The sequence below is a fragment of the Polynucleobacter sp. VK25 genome, from assembly GCF_018687355.1.
In the GTDB taxonomy this organism is placed as follows: Bacteria; Pseudomonadota; Gammaproteobacteria; order Burkholderiales; family Burkholderiaceae; genus Polynucleobacter.
Genome location: NZ_CP061288.1, coordinates 1,809,217 through 1,826,352 on the forward strand (window position 1 = coordinate 1,809,217; position 17,136 = coordinate 1,826,352).

Here is a 17,136-nt window from a genome sequence, read left to right on the forward strand (position 1 = left end):
TAAATCAAAAATGGTGTGGCAACTTAGATGCAGTTAGACCACTAGAACTATTGGGGGGAACAGAGCCCATTGAAACAATATGCTTCAAAGCCTCTTCCACACTCATCTCCAATTCAATCGTTTGTGCACGCGGCACAATCATGAAAAAACCAGAGGTTGGGTTTGGGGTTGTTGGCAAGAATACGTTGACGTAATCTTCACCTAATTTAGAAGTGACTTCTTTGGCAGGTGTGCCCGTTTGAAAAGCAATCACCCAAGAATCGGCATGGGGATAACGAATGAGTAAAGCTTTGCTGAAGGCTTGGCCGCTGCCAGAAAATAAAGTGGATGACACTTGCTGAACGCTAGAGTAAATGGAACGCACAACCGGGATACGATTGATTTGCTTATTCCACATCCGTACCCACCACTGGCCAGCAAAACTAATTGCTACTAAACCAGTCAGCATAATGACTGCAATCACAATCAGTATTCCAACGCCAGGAAGGTCGCGGAAATGCTGAACATCTATAGCTGCATCGTGAGGAAGCACCATGATGATGGCATGCATCACAGAGCCGAAAACACCGTCGAGCAAGCCTAAGCCCGAAGCGATCACCCAGATAGTGATCGACAATGGTGCCCAAACGAGGATGCCAGCAATAAAGTATTTTTTCATGTGTTCTGCCTAACCCGCTATTTTAGCGGGTTAGCAACCAATCAGCGAGAGACTAATAAATGCCTAGGCTGATGATCAAAATTCCGGCCAAAAACCCGCCGGCAAAGAGCAAAGCACCCGCCAATAGGCGATGCGTACGCCTTTCCTGGAGCAAAAGGGCCTTTAAGACCTCTAATTCCCCAGTTTGGTCTTTTATTTGATGCTTTCCTTGGGCCAGGCTATCCGCAATCAAACGTGGCAAGGTGGGCAGAATTTTGGCCCAAGTAGGCGCCTCTTCCTTCAGCCCATCAATAAGGCCGCGCCAACCCAACTGCTTGCTGACCCATTTCTCCAGGATCGGCTTAGCCGTTTTCCAAAGATCTAGATCTGGATCGAGCTGACGGGCTAATCCCTCGACATTGAGGAGGGTTTTTTGCAATAAAGTGAGTTGCGGCTGAATTTCTACCTTAAAGCGACGTGATGTTTGGAATAAACGCATCAGCACGATGCCCAAGGAAATCTCCTTTAGCGGGCGATCAAAGTAGGGTTCGCAAACAGAACGTACAGCCCCTTCAAGCTCTTCAACACGAGTGTTCGCTGGAACCCAGCCCGACTCAATATGTAGCTCAGCAACGCGACGGTAATCACGATTAAAGAATGCTAAGAAATTGAGTGCTAAATAATTTTTATCCGACTCACTTAGTGCACCAACAATTCCAAAGTCAAGAGAAATGAATCGGCCAAATGTTTCTGGCTCAAGACTAATCATGATGTTGCCGGGGTGCATATCGGCGTGAAAGAAACCATGCTCGAATACTTGAGTAAAGAAGATTTCTACACCATCAGAAGCCAGCTTTTTAAAGTCAACACCTGCTTCTTTTAAGGCAGCAGTTTTACCAATAGAGATACCGTACATCCTCTCCATAACAATCACATTGGTATGACATAAATCCCAGTACATCTCAGGGATCATTAACTTATGTGAATCCGAAAATTGTCTGCGTAACTGGCTTCCATTAGCAGCCTCGCGCATGAGATCTAATTCATCATGCAAATGCCTATCAAACTCTGCAACGTTCTCTCTCGGCTTTAATCGACGCCCATCCTCAGAAATCTTTTCTATGACTTTAGCTAAGTCATACATCAACGCTATATCACCATCAATCACCGGCAGAATGCCTGGACGTAAGACTTTAATCGCTACAGCGCGACCTTCCCACTCAGGACGTTTGTCTGTTCCACGCAATACACCGAAGTGAACTTGGGCAACAGATGCGCTGGCGACTGGAGTTGCATCAAAGCTAATGAAGACTTCCTCGATCGGTTGCCCTAAATCCTTTTCAATCAATCGACGTGACTCTTCGTTTGAGAATGGCGGCACTTGATCTTGTAGCTTAGCCAATTCATTTGCAATATCTTCAGGCAATAAATCACGACGAGTAGAAAGTACTTGACCAAACTTTACAAAAATAGGGCCGAGCGCTTCTAGCGTTAACCGAATGCGGTCGCCTCTAGCTAAATGGCGACCTGGCGAAGCCCAGCACAAGATCGTTAAGAAACCTCGACGAATACCAGGCTTGAGAAGATCGCGTAGGAGCGGCAATAAACCATAGCGCCATGCAGTAAAGAAGATAAAAAATAGACGAGCAATTCGACGCACGATTTATTTAGCCTTTTGCTCTAAAAGTTGAATGCGCTTTTCCATGCGATCTACTGAATCGCGCAATTCACTTAATTCGGATTTACGAACCATAAAGTCTCGTTTGTTTAAAAGCACTTTCTTTTCTTCGCTGACATACTCCACCATATTGTCCAGCAAATCACTTGCTGCAGATCTAGTGGCAGAGACAAACTTTTTACCTTGTCCTACAGCAAAATTGGCTGGCGCATCACCCACCAAACGAGCCAAGTCTTCCTCGTATTCCCAGCGTAACTGACCTGCTAGGCGACCCAATAATTGAGCTAAGTCTGCGTCGCCAGTAATTTTGACAGCTTTAAAAGCCTGCTCTCTTAATGAACCTGGGCTGCCAGCTAAGTCGCTCAATGCTTTAGCGGAAACCTCTAATGTGAGTGCAGGTGCCTCAATCTCTTTAAGGCTAGTTAAATAACCATCAGACTTGATCTCAAAACAAAGATTGCCTACGGGTAGCTGCAACAAAATGGTTTTGCTCGCATGGCGAGCCAATTCAGTCAATGCCCAAGGTTCGCTACCCAAAACGTGGTTAATCCCCCGGCAAGCTGCGCCAGAGGCAATCGTATGGGTAGTTGAAAAATGTCTGTTCATAAGTGTGAAAAACCCGCACTAGTGCGGGTTTTCCGACGGAAAGTACCTAAAGCTTAAACCAACTGGGAGATACCTGCTAGTACCCAGCCGCCAGGACCATCCACAGGCTTGCTTAAATTCCAGATTTCAGAGAAGTCGCTAGCTGGAGCACCCTGTTGTTCACGGATCATACCGCTGAACTGAACGCTACAGAAGTAATGACCATCAGCCGTCTCGATACCAATGAGTTGCGCATTGATGGTAACGACATCCGTTTGATTGTTGCCATCGGTGCGGCCAGATAAATCTTGTTGAATCGTGGCAAACATATCAGGCGTTGTAAATTCACGCAGGGATGCAAGGTCACCTTGATCCCAAGCTTTTTGTAAGCTCACAAAATATTGTTTTGCATTCTCCAAAAATGCTTGCTGATCAAATCCTGGAGGCAAAGTTGACTGAAATGCCTCAGGCTCAGCGCTCACACCACCAAACGCATTAGCCGCAGGAGTGAAAGCAGGCTCCTGTCTTGGAGTTTCCACATTACTGCGCTGCATACCTTGTGATGGTACGTTGGCATTCTGACCGGCACCAGACAATGCAGGCAACATTTTGCGAATGATGAACATGATGACAAAGCCAGCCAACATCGCGATAAGCAAACCAGTAATGAGAGAAGATGCTGCCTCACCCATTCCGAAATGAGATAAGAGGTAGCCAATTCCCAAACCAGCAGCTAGGCCGCCTAACATTCCGCCCATGCCACCGAAACGACTAGGTGCAGGAGTTTGTGGAGTTGGGGCAGGTGCGGCAGGTTGCGCTTGCTGTGCAGGCTTTTGAACTGGCGCAGCTTGTTTTTGCATTGGTGCGCTTGGAGCTCGTCCAAGACTCTTGCCGCCACCCAGGCGCGCAGCTTCACCATGACCTACCGTGGCAAATATTAAAGTAAGACTTAACAGTGTTGCTTTAAAAAAATGTTTATTCATGGTTCTTTACCCCTTCTTATAACTACGTAACTTCTTTAGTTTTTAAGACTTTAAAAACTATACAACTATCAGTATTTAATACCAATATGTAGGGCAACGATACCCCCAGACATCCTGTGGGTTTCCACTTCATCAAAACCTACTCCCAACATCATTTCTTTAAGGGTTTGTGCATCCGGATGCATCCGAATGGATTCGGCTAAGTAGCGATAGCTTTCTGAATCTTGTGCAATCTTCTCACCCAACCATGGCAAAACCTTGAAGGAATAGGTGTCATATACCGGCTGTAGAAAAGCATCTGGCTTAGAAAATTCCAAGACCAAAACTCGGCCACCCGGCTTAATCACCCGCAGCATTTCACCTAAGGCAACATCTTTGTGGGTCATATTGCGCAAACCAAAAGCAACAGTCACCACATCAAAATGATTATTGGGGAAAGGATTTTTTTCGGCATCAAACTGCACGCAGGGCAAAGCCATGCCACGATCCAATAAGCGATCACGCCCAACTCCCAACATAGAGGCATTGATATCGCTCAACCAAACTTGAGCATCAGGGTTGTGTCCCCAGTCGGCAGCTTTTGCGAAAGCTGCCGCTAGATCACCAGTACCACCAGCAATATCCAATACCTTTTGTCCAGGGCGCACATTGGCACGCGCAATGGTTACTTTTTTCCAAACACGATGCAAGCCAAATGACATCAGGTCATTCATCACATCATATTTACTAGCGACCGAGTGAAATACCTCAGCTACCTTGCCAGCTTTTTCAGACTCATCAACACTTTTATATCCGAAGTGCGTTTTACTCATTAGTGGCTTCCACAAGAATGGCCTGATGCACCACCAGGCTGACCCATTGGCGCATCACGGTCTATACCAGCGGCGGCCAATTTATCTAAATGCTCTTTCCATAATTGTTCCTGGTTCTCACACAGAAACAGTAGATAGTCCCAGGTGAACAAACCGGAGTCATGTCCATCAGAAAAGCTAGGCTTGAGTGCGTAGTGTCCTACGGGTTCTAAGTTAGCGATCAAAACATCACGCTTGCCAGTTTGCAGTGTTTCCTGTCCTGGGCCGTGTCCTTGAACCTCAGCAGAGGGCGACAAGACTCTCAACAATTCAAAAGGTAGGCGATAAGTATTGCCCCCCTGATAGGAGAGCTCTAGAACCTTAGACTGTTGATGGACAACAATATTGCTTGGAATCATTAGACGAGAACCCTCTCGATACCACCTTGGTTTGCTTTGGTTACATAATCTTGCATCCAATCCTTACCCAGTATCTTTTGGGCCATCTCCACAACGATGTAATCGGCTGTTGTGTCGCTATCAGCATCAAAGCGGGTTAAGCCTTGTAAGCATGATGGGCAACTAGTTAACACTTTGACATCGCCAGTGAAATTGTCTTTGCGTAAATCAGTTGCAGCTTTTTCCATCTCAATCTGCTTGCGGAAACGCACTTGAGTAGAAATGTCAGGACGTGTGACAGCCAATGTGCCAGATTCGCCACAGCAGCGATCATTCTTCTGAATCGCTTTGCCATCTTCCAACTGAATGAGTTCATTCACAGTCTTCAGAGGATCTTGCAACTTCATTGGAGAGTGGCAAGGATCGTGATACATATACTTCACGCCCGTGACACCAGAAAGCTTCACGCCTTTCTCTGCCAAGAACTCATGGATATCAATAATGCGACAGCCAGGGAAGATCTGCTCAAACTGATATCCAGCCAATTGGTCATAGCAAGTACCGCAAGAAACCACTACGGTCTTAATATCCAAATAATTGAGGGTATTGGCAACGCGATGGAATAACACACGGTTATCCGTGATCATCTTCTCTGCCTTATCGAAGTCACCGTTACCACGCTGTGGATAGCCGCAGCAGAGGTAGCCAGGAGGCAGAACCGTTTGCACACCAACATTCCACAACATGGCTTGCGTAGCTAGTCCGACTTGCGAGAACAAACGCTCAGATCCGCAACCTGGGAAGTAGAACACTGCCTCGGTATCTGCGGATGTTGTCTTAGGATCGCGAATAATGGGAACGTAGTTCGCATCTTCGATATCCAATAAAGCGCGTGCCGTTTTTTTAGGGAGATTGCCAGGCATCTTCTTGTTCACAAAGAAGATTACTTGCTCTTTAACACTTGGCTTTCCTACTGTTGCAGGTGGATGAGCAGTTTGCTTTTTTGCAAACTTACGCAGCACATCATTACCCAAACGTTGTAACTTATAACCCCAACCAATCATGGTCGTGCGAGCAAGATTAATGCTTTCTGGGCTAGTTGCATTCAAGAAGAACATGGATGCAGCAGTACCAGGATTAAAGCGCTGCTGCCCCATCTTACGCAAGAGATTGCGCATGTTCATGGTGACATCACCAAAGTCGATATTGACTGGGCATGGCGTTAAGCACTTATGACAAACGGTGCAATGTGCAGCGACGTCATCAAACATTTCCCAATGGCGAATCGAAACACCACGTCGAGTTTGCTCTTCATATAGGAAGGCTTCAATCAAGAGTGATGTTGCTAGGATTTTGTCACGCGGGCTGTACAGCAGGTTTGCACGCGGTACGTGAGTTGAGCAAACAGGCTTACATTTGCCGCAGCGTAAACAATCTTTCACACTATCAGCAATTGCACCAATGTCGCTTTGCTGCATGATGATCGACTCGTGACCCATCAAGCCAAAGCTTGGTGTGTAGGCCATGCTCAGATCAGCATGCGGCATCAACTTGCCTTTATTGAATCGACCTTCTGGATCTACGCGATTCTTATAGCTACGGAAGTCTTTCAGCTCGGCTTCAGTTAAATACTCTAATTTTGTAATGCCAATTCCGTGTTCGCCAGAAATGACGCCATCCAAAGAGCGAGCTAATTTCATAATGCGATCTACTGCACGATGCGCATCTTGAAGCATCTCGTAGTCATCGGAGTTCACTGGAATATTGGTGTGCACGTTTCCATCACCAGCATGCATGTGCAACGCTACGAATACGCGCTTGCGCAGAATATTTTTGTGGATTGCCTCTAACTCAGCCAAAATAGGCTCGAATGCAAGACCCCCAAAGATAATGCGCAATTCTGCACGCACTTCATCTTTCCAAGAAGCCCTCAGACTGTAATCCTGCAAGCGCGGGAAATATGAATCCATTTCAGTAAGCCACTCAGCCCAACGCCCACGCACCTTAGCGATCAGATCTAAGGCTTGCTGAACTCGGTCACCCAAGATTTCTGCTGTAGGAATCTCATACTCAGCGTCACTCTTACCAAGCGGTAATGCGCTCTTTTTCAAGAAAGATTCAAGACCATCGAGTACTTGTAGTTTGTTTTTGAGAGAAAGCTCAATATTGATGCGATCGATACCGTCGGTGTACTCGCCCATACGAGGCAAAGGAATCACAACGTCTTCGTTAATCTTAAAAGCATTGGTATGACGAGCAATCGCAGCGGTTCGAGCGCGGTCCAGCCAGAACTTCTTACGAGCCTCAGCACTTACCGCCACAAAACCTTCACCAACACGTAAGTTCGCCATGCGCACTACTTCACTAGTCGCGGCAGCAACAGCCTCCTCATCGTCACCGGCAATATCGCCAATCAATACCATCTTCGGCAAGCTATTGCGCTTAGATTTGGTGGAGTAACCCACCGCTCTTAAGTAACGATCATCTAAATGCTCAAGTCCAGCCAGAATCGGACCGCCTTGCTTGCTTAGACCATCTAGATACGCTTTGATTTCGACAATGCTTGGAATGGCTTCTCGCGCTTGACCAAAAAATTCTAAACAAACGGTGCGCATAAATTTTGGCATGCGATGCAATACCCAAGTTGCGCTAGTGATTAAACCATCGCAACCTTCTTTTTGCACGCCAGGTAAACCCGATAAAAATTTATCAGTAACGTCTTTACCCAAACCTTCTTTGCGGAAACGCCTACCTTCAACTTCTAATAATTCTGTTTTGAGAATGCGTTCGCCTGGCTCACTATTTCCATCCGACCAAGTCAACTGAAAACGTACTGTAGCCACATCATGGATCTTGCCCATATTGTGTTCAAGTCGCTCAACATCCAACCAATTGCCTTCAGGATCAACCATGCGCCAGCTAGCGAGATTATCTAAGGCGGTTCCCCAAAGAACGGCCTTCTTACCACCAGCATTCATCGCAATATTGCCACCAATGCAGCTTGCATCAGCAGAAGTAGGATCGACCGCAAACACCAGACCAGCATGCTCTGCAGCATCAGATACCCGGCGAGTCACAACACCTGCACCAGTAAAGATGGTTGGTACCTCACGATCAAGCCCCGGCAATTTCTTCGCTTTTACGCCGTGAATATCCTGCAGCTTCTCAGTGTTAATCACTGCTGACATTGCATAGAGTGGGATAGCGCCGCCGGTGTAACCAGTACCACCTCCGCGAGGAATAATCGTCAGGCCCAATTCAACGCAAGCTTTCACCAAGCCTGGAATTTCAGATTCGTAATCAGGCTTTAAAACAACCAGAGGAAATTCAACACGCCAGTCTGTTGCATCAGTAACGTGGGCAGCACGAGATACACCATCAAAACAAATATTGTCCGCAGCAGTATGGCGACCTAACTCCTTACGAGCACGCTTACGAATGACTTCAACTTCTTTAAATCCGTTTTCAAAATTTTCAATTGCGCGATAGGCAGCACTCAACAGAATCTCTACTTGGTCAGCAGAATCCCCGCTATTGCGCTTCTTTACTTCGCCCAAGCGATGCCATAGAGCATCGGTTAATTGTTTGCGACGGGTTGCACTATCGAGCAAGTCATCTTGCAAGAAAGGATTGCGCTGAACGACCCAAATATCACCCAGGATCTCAAACAACATACGTGCTGATCGGCCCGTACGACGAACCCCGCGCAGGTTGTTGAGAACGCGCCAGGACTCCTCGCCCAATAAGCGAATAACAATCTCTCGATCAGAAAAGGAGGTGTAGTTGTAGGGAATTTCACGCAGACGGGGTGAACCCGCCTCGGCGTCCAACAACTGGTTCAATGCTAGTGGAGCGTTCATAGCGACATATTTGATAAATAAGCATTTTAATAGAGCGAACCTGATAGTGGCAGGATTCCGATAAAGTTGCTCCCGAAATGAATAAACCCTTGCAAATCTAAGGGCTTAGGAGCCATCCGTGGTACGCTCATCGGATGGCAACGAACTATTTAAAGAAAATTTTATCGGCTCGCGTCTATGACGTAGCCAGAGAAACCGAGCTGCAGCTCGCCCCAGAGCTGACTAAGCGTTTGGGCAACCAGGTCCTACTCAAAAGAGAGGATAACCAGCCTGTTTTCTCCTTCAAATTGCGTGGTGCCTATAACAAAATGGCCCATTTACCTCTAGAAGCCTTAAAACGCGGGGTTATTGCGGCCTCTGCAGGCAATCATGCCCAAGGTGTAGCCCTATCGGCAGCCAAAATGAAGTGCAAAGCCGTCATCGTGATGCCGGTAACCACCCCCAGCGTCAAAATTGATGCAGTCAAGGCTCGCGGCGGATCTTGGGTAGAAATCATTCTTCATGGTGAATCCTATAGTGACGCTTTCAAGCATTCAGAAGTTTTAGGTAAAAAACGGGGTCTCACTTTTGTTCACCCCTTTGATGATCCCGATGTTATTGCAGGGCAAGGAACAATTGCTCACGAAATTTTTACCCAATATGAAAAACCAATTGACGCAGTTTTTGTAGCCATTGGTGGCGGTGGCTTGATTTCCGGTATTGGCGAGTACATCAAAGCAGTTAGCCCAAAAACTAAAGTAATCGGTGTTCAAGCTTCAGATTCAGATGCCATGAATCAATCACTCAAAGCAAATAAACGCATTGAGATGAAGGATGTCGGTTTGTTCTCTGACGGTACCGCTGTAAAACTCGTCGGCAAAGAAACATTCCGCATCTGCAAAAAGGTTGTGGATGAAATTGTCACTGTCGACACAGACGAAATCTGCGCAGCAATCAACGACGTCTTCACTGATACACGCAGCATCCTTGAGCCTGCTGGCGCACTTGCTATTGCTGGCATGAAGAAGTACGTTGAGAAAAAACGTATCAAGAAGAAAACCTTAGTGGCTGTGGCTTGCGGGGCCAATATGAACTTTAGCCGTCTACGCTTTGTAGCAGAGCGTGCTGATGTTGGTGAGTTTCGAGAGGCCGTATTTGCGGTAACCATTCCTGAAGAACGGGGCTCTTTCAAACGCTTCTGCGAATTACTTGGAAGACGCAATGTTACCGAATTTAACTATCGCATTGGCGATCAAAGTGAAGCACATATTTTCGTAGGCATCAGCACACAAAAAGCGGGTGATAGTGAAACTATTGCAAAGCATTTCAGAAAAGCAAAGTTCGCAACAATTGACTTAACTCATGATGAGTTAGCAAAATCACATTTACGTCATATGGTGGGCGGTCATTCTGCACTTGCTAAAGATGAATTGCTCTATCGTTTTGAATTCCCAGAGCGCCCAGGTGCTTTAATGAAGTTTTTAACCAGCATGGCTCCCAACTGGAATATCAGTTTGTTCCACTATCGTAATCACGGCGCTGACTATGGCCGTATTTTGATTGGTCTTCAAGTACCGAAAAATGAACAGAAGAAATTCCAAAGCTTCTTAGCAACCTTGGGGTATCCGCACTGGGATGAAACCAATAACCCTGCATATCGCCTGTTCCTGAAATAGACTCAGCTAAAGATGTCATACACACTCACCGGAAAACTCGTCGTCGCGATCTCATCACGCGCCCTGTTTGATTTTGAAGAAGAAAATCGCATCTTTGAATCTACCGACGACAGTGCTTATATGAAGTTGCAACTACAGCGCCTAAGTGAGGCAGCACAAAAAGGCGTAGCCTTCCCACTAGTCAAGAAACTCCTCGCCTTTAATGACGAGGGTGAGCAGCGGGTTGAGGTGGTCATTCTCTCTCGTAATGACCCCGTCAGCGGCCTACGGGTATTCCGCTCAGCAGAACACCATGGCTTACATTTAGAGCGCGGTGTATTCACCAGAGGCAGACCTCCTTATCACTACCTGCGCTCTCTACATGCCAATCTCTTTCTTTCTGCAAATGAAGATGATGTGCGAGCAACCATTGATGCTGGCTTCCCTGCAGCACGCGTATATCCAGAGTCCAGCAAAACTGCTGAATCTCACCCTAATGAAATCCGCATCGCATTTGACGGAGACGCAGTACTCTTCTCCGATGAAGCTGAACAGGTGTTTCAGAAAAAAGGGCTTGAAGCCTTTGTTGATCATGAGAGCAAAAAGGTTGATATTCCACTGCCTCCAGGCCCATTCAAGCCTTTGCTAGAAGCGCTTCATAGGTTACAACGCTCCACCAGCGAGAACGGCATGCGTATTCGCACGGCATTAGTCACAGCGCGTTCTGCCCCAGCACACGAACGGGCCATTCGGACGTTGATGGCATGGGGTATTGATGTGGATGAAGCGATGTTCTTAGGCGGTCTATCTAAGAGTGAGTTCTTAAGAGAATTCGAGCCAGACTTTTTCTTTGATGACCAAACAGGTCATTGCCAATCAGCAGCCTCTGTAGCACCCACTGGTCATGTTGTATCAGGCGTATCGAATAAGCCAAAAGACTAAAAACAAACGACTCAAAACGAAAAGAAACAAAGTAATTCATGGCAACAATTTCGCTCGGACAAGCAACGCAATATCCAGATCAATATGATCCGAGCTTATTGTTTCCCATTCCAAGATCTGAGAATAGAAAAAAGCTGGGCCTTAAAGAAGATCAGGCCTTGCCATTTGTAGGTGTAGACATTTGGAATGCCTTTGAACTGAGTTGGCTTAATCAAAAGGGAAAGCCCCAAATTGCTTTGGCAGAGTTTCAGATTCCTGCTGACTCACCGAATATGATTGAGTCCAAATCATTCAAGCTCTATCTCAATAGTCTCAACAGCGCACGCTTTGAAGACGAGAACGAGGTTAAAGAGCGCCTCATCACAGACTTATCTGCGGTTGCCGGTAGCAAGATCACCACTCGAATCAACCCCACTGAAGTAATCTCCAAAAAGGGGATGCAAGAAATGGGTGGTATTTTGATGGATAGATTGGATATCGAAGTAGATCCAAGTCTACCCGCAGACCCAAGCCTGTTGGGCGTCAATGAATCCTTTGGGCCGATTGAACAATGCCTAGTCTCTCACCTACTCAAATCTAATTGCCCGGTTACCGGTCAACCAGACTGGGCAAGCGTGCAAATTCGTTACCAAGGCAGGCCAATCCTTGAAGAAGGTTTATTGCGCTACCTCATTGGCTTTAGACAGCTAGGTGAGTTTCATGAGCACTGTGTTGAAACGATCTTTACCGACATTAAGCGTCAGTGCAAACCAGAGAAGCTATCTGTATATGCTCGCTATACACGACGCGGCGGTCTAGACATTAATCCTTTCCGCACCGATCACAATTCACCTTGGCCAGATAACATTCGGCACTCCAGGCAGTAAGAATTTAATACATTTTAAAAGTAGGCAAATAAAAACCCCTTGTAGGAAATCCTAGAAGGGGTTTTTGCTATTGCAGTGATAACCGCACTAGTTGTTATTGCTTAAAACGGAATATCGTCATCCATTGCGCCGAGTGATGCAGCGTTTGAGGCTGCTGGAGCAGACTGCTCAGCCGGCTTTGAGCGGCTATAGCTCTCGCCACCATCACCACTTCCGCCTACTGGCTTGCCACCAAGCATTTGCATCGTTTCTGCAACGATCTCTGTGGAATACTTTTCTTGGCCACTTGCATCAGTCCATTTACGTGTACGCAAACGACCTTCAACATAAACTTGTGAGCCTTTTTTGAGGTACTGACCAGCGATTTCTGCAAGCTTGCCAAAGAATGCAACACGGTGCCATTCTGTGGTTTCTTTCATTTCGTTGGTTTGTTTGTCTTTGTAGCGATCAGATGTTGCTACTGAAATATTTGTAACGGCGTCGCCGCTTGGCATATAACGCGTCTCTGGATCACGTCCTACGTTACCTACGATGATGACCTTATTTACCGAAGCCATGTTGTCTCCCGAAGAAAAATACTACTGTTATTACTGCTAAAAAATAAACTGCTCGCTTTAATTTAATCTATGAAGCTGCGGTTATGTCGTTGTGCTTACGTCCTTTGATTCTGTTGCTCTAGTTGGCATTTCACCCATCGACCAAGCAATTATAAGCCAGCAAACCAGGAGTGCTGCGCCCATTGCAAAGACCGATAAATCACCATGGCTATCCATTAAATAACCCCCAATGACAGCCCCTGAGAACAGGCCAATGGATTGCGTGGTGTTGTAAACACCCAATGCGGTGCCCTTGGATTCCTTAGCAAAACGAGATACCAAAGAAGGCTGCAGGGCTTCTAGCAAATTAAAGCCTACAAAATAAACTAGCAATGCACTTGCAATCGTGATTACTGAATTTGCTTGCGTAAAAATACACTCTGCAATCAGCAGTAAAACAATCGCAATTAATAAAACTGTTCTCAACTGCTGCTTCTTTTCACCATAAATAATGGCGGGTGCCATGAATACAAATGACAGCAGAACTACGGGCAAATAAATTTCCCAATGGGAAGAAAGCGGCAGTCCTGCTTGTACAAGTAAACGCGGGACCACTAAGAACATGGCCACTTGAGTTGCATGCAATACAAATACGCCGAGATTTAAACGCATCAAGTCCGGACGAAAGAAAACCTCTTTTAAGGAAGCTTGTTGAACTTTTGCTTCCGGCTTGCTTGTTGGCAAAACGTAATAAGTCACAAACATCGCAATCACGCCCAAGACTGCCAGAACGATAAAAATTCCACTCAGACTGATAGCGCGATAAATCGGCGCAGCAATGACTAAGGACAGCGCAAATGAGAGAGCAATGCTGCCGCCGACTAATGCCATGGCTCGAGTACGCACCTGTTCACGAGTCAAATCCGCTACCCAGGCAGAAATCGCTGCCGAGACCGCACCAGCACCCATAATCCCGCGGCCAATAGCGATCCAGAGTAAGTCATCTTTGGCTGCACAAATTAAAGCGCCTGCCACAAACAGGGATAAGCCCCATAAAACGACAGGTTTACGCCCAATTCGGTCCGATAAACGGCCTAAGGGGATATAAAAACAGGCCTGCACAATATTGAAGATTCCAAGGGTCAAGCCTACCCAGAGGGCATGCTCACCACCCGGTAAGCCCCGCGCATGAATGCTAAAGATGGGCAATAGCAGGAACAGGCCCAGCATACGAAGGCCAAAGATGCCTGCTAAGGCCAGAGTGGAGCGAAGTTCAGAAGGATTCATGGGAAAGAGCTATATTAACAAGTTACGCTAAAAAATCATGAATAACGAAATCAAGATCCGCGGTGCCCGCACCCACAACCTCAAAAACATCAATCTAGACATCCCTAGAGAAAAACTTGTCGTCCTTACTGGCTTATCAGGCTCAGGCAAAAGCTCCTTGGCTTTTGATACTCTGTACGCAGAAGGTCAACGCCGCTATGTTGAATCTCTATCAGCTTATGCCCGTCAGTTTTTGCAACTTATGGAAAAGCCAGATGTCGACACGATTGAAGGGCTTTCACCAGCGATTTCTATTGAGCAAAAAGCCACTAGTCATAACCCACGCTCAACCGTCGGTACTGTTACTGAAATTCATGATTACTTACGTCTGTTGTTTGCACGTGCAGGCACGCCACATTGTCCAGATCACGATCTTCCATTAGAAGCGCAAAGTGTTTCTCAAATGGTCGACACAGTTCTTTCAATGCCAGAAGATACGAAGTTGATGATTCTGGCTCCTGTAGTCAGTGAGCGTAAAGGTGAGTTTGTCGATCTCTTCCAAGACCTCCAGGCACAAGGCTTTGTACGCTTTCGTGTGCGCTCCGGCGGTGGTACAGCAAACGTTGCTAAGGCAGAAATTTTTGAAGTTGATCAATTACCAACACTCAAGAAAAACGATAAGCACTCTATTGAAGTGGTAGTGGATCGTATTAAAGTGCGCCCTGATATTCAGCAACGTTTGGCAGAATCTTTTGAGACAGCCTTACGTCTAGCAGATGGCAAGGCCATGATCGTCGATATGGATACTGGCAAAGAGATGATCTTCTCTAGCAAGTTTGCTTGCCCAGTGTGCTCTTACTCCCTACAAGAATTAGAGCCGCGCCTCTTCTCATTTAATAATCCAATGGGCGCCTGTCCATCATGTGACGGCCTAGGTCACCAGTCCTTCTTTGATCCTAAGCGTATCGTTGCACATCCAGATTTATCACTGGCATCAGGCGCCATTAAAGGCTGGGATCGTCGTAATCAGTTCTACTTCAAACTCCTTCAGACCCTGGCCAAACATGGCGGCTTTGATGTAGAGAAACCATTTGAGACGCTAAATAAGAAGCAACAAGATTTGATTCTCTTGGGCTCCGGTGATGTCACCATTCCTTTCGAGTACATCAACGAACGTGGCAAGAACAGCATTCGTGAACACGCCTTCGAAGGTATTGTTGCTAACTTTGAAAGACGCTATCGCGAAACCGATTCCATGACAGTTCGTGAAGAACTATCGCGCTATCAGAATGTGCAAACTTGTCCGGAATGTAACGGCAGTCGTTTACGTAAAGAGGCACGCTTTGTCAAAGTGGGTGAGAAAAAACAATCGCGCGCAATTTATGAGATCAGCGCCTTACCCCTGAAAGAAGCTAAAGAGTATTTCGAAACGCTTGAACTCAAGGGTGCCAAACGAGAAATCGCCGACAAGATCGTCAAAGAGATTGGCGCACGTCTGCGCTTCTTAAATGACGTCGGTCTGGATTACCTTTCCCTCGAGCGTAGTGCCGATACCCTATCCGGTGGTGAGGCTCAACGCATTCGCCTGGCGAGCCAGATTGGCTCTGGCTTAACAGGTGTAATGTATGTATTGGATGAACCGTCAATTGGTCTACATCAGCGTGATAACGATCGCTTGATCGGCACACTCAAACACTTACGTGATTTGGGCAATAGTGTTTTAGTCGTTGAGCATGATGAAGATATGATTCGCGCCTCTGACTGGGTCATTGATATTGGTCCTGGCGCTGGTGTTCATGGTGGCGAAGTGGTCGCACAAGGCACACCAGCAGAAGTAGAAGCAAATCCAAATTCCTTAACGGGCGCCTATCTCGCTGGCCGTGAAGCCATTGCAGTTCCAGAAAAACGCATCCCTGTAAATGATCGCTTTTTAGAAATCATTGGGGGGCGCGGCAATAACTTGCAATCCGTTCACGCCAAGATCCCCGTTGGCTTGCTCACTTGCGTGACTGGTGTATCAGGCTCCGGCAAATCCACCTTAATAAATGACACCTTGCATCATGCGGTTGCACAGCATCTGTATGGCTCCAATGCGGAACCTGCAGCGCACGATGCGATCAAGGGTCTAGAGCATTTCGATAAAGTGATTAGTGTTGACCAATCTCCCATTGGTAGAACTCCACGCTCTAACCCTGCAACCTATACCGGCCTTTTCACTCCGATTAGAGAACTCTTTGCCGGCGTTCCTGCATCACGCGAACGGGGCTATGAAGCAGGTCGCTTCTCCTTTAACGTGAAAGGTGGTCGTTGCGATTCTTGTGAAGGCGATGGCGTTCTCAAAGTAGAAATGCACTTCTTGCCAGACGTTTATGTACCGTGTGATGTTTGTCACGGCAAGCGCTACAACCGTGAGACCTTAGATATTCGTTACAAAGGCAAGAATATTCATGAAGTGTTATCGATGACCATCGAGCAAGCGCATGAATTCTTTGAAGCTGTTCCTGTAGTAAAACGTAAACTCAAAACACTCTTAGATGTTGGCTTGGGCTATGTAAAGCTTGGACAAAGTGCAACCACCTTATCAGGCGGTGAAGCACAACGCGTGAAACTCTCTCTTGAACTCTCCAAGCGCGACACCGGTAGAACCTTATATATCCTAGATGAGCCGACCACTGGCTTGCATTTCCATGACATCCAGCTACTGCTCACGGTGATTCAAACACTCAAGAAACAAGGCAACACGATTGTCATCATCGAGCACAACCTTGATGTCATTAAGACCGCTGATTGGATTATTGACTTAGGACCTAAAGGTGGCGCGGGCGGTGGACAGATTATTGCAACAGGTACACCAGAGGATGTGGCTAAAAATGAATTGAGTTTTACTGGCCACTACTTAGCACCTTTGCTGACTCGCAAAGCTCCGACTCCTGTAGCCAGCAAAAAGAAAAAGTAAGGCC

Annotated in this window: 13 protein-coding genes; 4 read left to right on the plus strand and 9 right to left on the minus strand. The window is 46.6% G+C overall.

What is annotated here, in order from left to right; genetic code table 11:
* Positions 1 to 4 precede the first annotated feature (4 nt).
* From AOC21_RS09080 to AOC21_RS09110, 7 genes are all read right to left on the minus strand, one after another.
* Positions 5 to 658 (minus strand): DUF502 domain-containing protein, encoded by a 654-nt coding sequence (locus tag AOC21_RS09080; protein WP_215391662.1) that lies wholly within the window; start codon positions 656 to 658, stop codon positions 5 to 7.
* 52 nt (positions 659 to 710) lie between these two features.
* Positions 711 to 2,297: a ubiquinone biosynthesis regulatory protein kinase UbiB gene (gene ubiB, locus AOC21_RS09085; protein ID WP_215391663.1), complete on the minus strand. Its 1,587-nt coding sequence runs from the start codon at positions 2,295 to 2,297 to the stop codon at positions 711 to 713.
* Between the two features lie 3 nt (positions 2,298 to 2,300).
* A complete protein-coding gene (locus AOC21_RS09090) occupies positions 2,301 to 2,921 on the minus strand; it encodes an SCP2 domain-containing protein (protein ID WP_215391664.1) in 621 nt (206 codons plus the stop codon).
* A gap of 53 nt (positions 2,922 to 2,974) precedes the next feature.
* The gene (locus AOC21_RS09095) at positions 2,975 to 3,883 is read right to left on the minus strand and encodes a Tim44 domain-containing protein (protein ID WP_215391665.1); all 909 of its coding nucleotides are present in this window, start codon (positions 3,881 to 3,883) and stop codon (positions 2,975 to 2,977) included.
* Between the two features lie 68 nt (positions 3,884 to 3,951).
* Positions 3,952 to 4,695 carry a bifunctional demethylmenaquinone methyltransferase/2-methoxy-6-polyprenyl-1,4-benzoquinol methylase UbiE gene (gene ubiE / locus AOC21_RS09100; RefSeq protein ID WP_215391666.1) on the minus strand — a complete coding sequence of 248 codons (744 nt, stop codon included), beginning with the start codon at positions 4,693 to 4,695 and terminating at the stop codon, positions 3,952 to 3,954.
* Positions 4,695 to 5,093 (minus strand): gamma-butyrobetaine hydroxylase-like domain-containing protein, encoded by a 399-nt coding sequence (locus AOC21_RS09105; RefSeq protein WP_215391667.1) that lies wholly within the window; start codon positions 5,091 to 5,093, stop codon positions 4,695 to 4,697. The genes ubiE and AOC21_RS09105 overlap by 1 nt, the downstream gene beginning before the upstream one ends.
* Positions 5,093 to 8,932 (minus strand): FAD/FMN-binding oxidoreductase, encoded by a 3,840-nt coding sequence (locus tag AOC21_RS09110; RefSeq protein WP_215391668.1) that lies wholly within the window; start codon positions 8,930 to 8,932, stop codon positions 5,093 to 5,095. The genes AOC21_RS09105 and AOC21_RS09110 overlap by 1 nt, the downstream gene beginning before the upstream one ends.
* A gap of 134 nt (positions 8,933 to 9,066) precedes the next feature.
* Here AOC21_RS09110 and ilvA point away from each other — a divergent pair, with 134 nt between their 5' ends.
* The 3 genes from ilvA to queF are packed head-to-tail and all read left to right on the plus strand — an operon-like array spanning position 9,067 to position 12,374.
* Positions 9,067 to 10,587, plus strand: a complete 1,521-nt coding sequence (ilvA, locus tag AOC21_RS09115; protein ID WP_215391669.1) for a threonine ammonia-lyase, biosynthetic — start codon at positions 9,067 to 9,069, stop codon at positions 10,585 to 10,587.
* Positions 10,588 to 10,599: 12 nt separating this feature from the next.
* Positions 10,600 to 11,508 (plus strand): 5'-nucleotidase, encoded by a 909-nt coding sequence (locus AOC21_RS09120; protein ID WP_215391670.1) that lies wholly within the window; start codon positions 10,600 to 10,602, stop codon positions 11,506 to 11,508.
* Between the two features lie 38 nt (positions 11,509 to 11,546).
* On the plus strand, positions 11,547 to 12,374 hold the full coding sequence (queF, locus tag AOC21_RS09125) for an NADPH-dependent 7-cyano-7-deazaguanine reductase QueF (RefSeq protein WP_215391671.1): 828 nt from the start codon (positions 11,547 to 11,549) through the stop codon (positions 12,372 to 12,374).
* A 101-nt stretch (positions 12,375 to 12,475) separates the two neighbouring features.
* Here queF and ssb read toward each other — a convergent pair whose 3' ends face one another.
* Together ssb and AOC21_RS09135 are read right to left on the minus strand one after the other, a co-directional pair.
* The gene (gene ssb / locus AOC21_RS09130; protein ID WP_215321062.1) at positions 12,476 to 12,931 is read right to left on the minus strand and encodes a single-stranded DNA-binding protein; all 456 of its coding nucleotides are present in this window, start codon (positions 12,929 to 12,931) and stop codon (positions 12,476 to 12,478) included.
* A gap of 81 nt (positions 12,932 to 13,012) precedes the next feature.
* Positions 13,013 to 14,197, minus strand: a complete 1,185-nt coding sequence (locus AOC21_RS09135; RefSeq protein WP_215391672.1) for an MFS transporter — start codon at positions 14,195 to 14,197, stop codon at positions 13,013 to 13,015.
* Between the two features lie 37 nt (positions 14,198 to 14,234).
* Here AOC21_RS09135 and uvrA point away from each other — a divergent pair, with 37 nt between their 5' ends.
* Positions 14,235 to 17,132: an excinuclease ABC subunit UvrA gene (gene uvrA / locus AOC21_RS09140; RefSeq protein WP_215391673.1), complete on the plus strand. Its 2,898-nt coding sequence runs from the start codon at positions 14,235 to 14,237 to the stop codon at positions 17,130 to 17,132.
* The last annotated feature ends 4 nt before the right edge of the window (positions 17,133 to 17,136 follow it).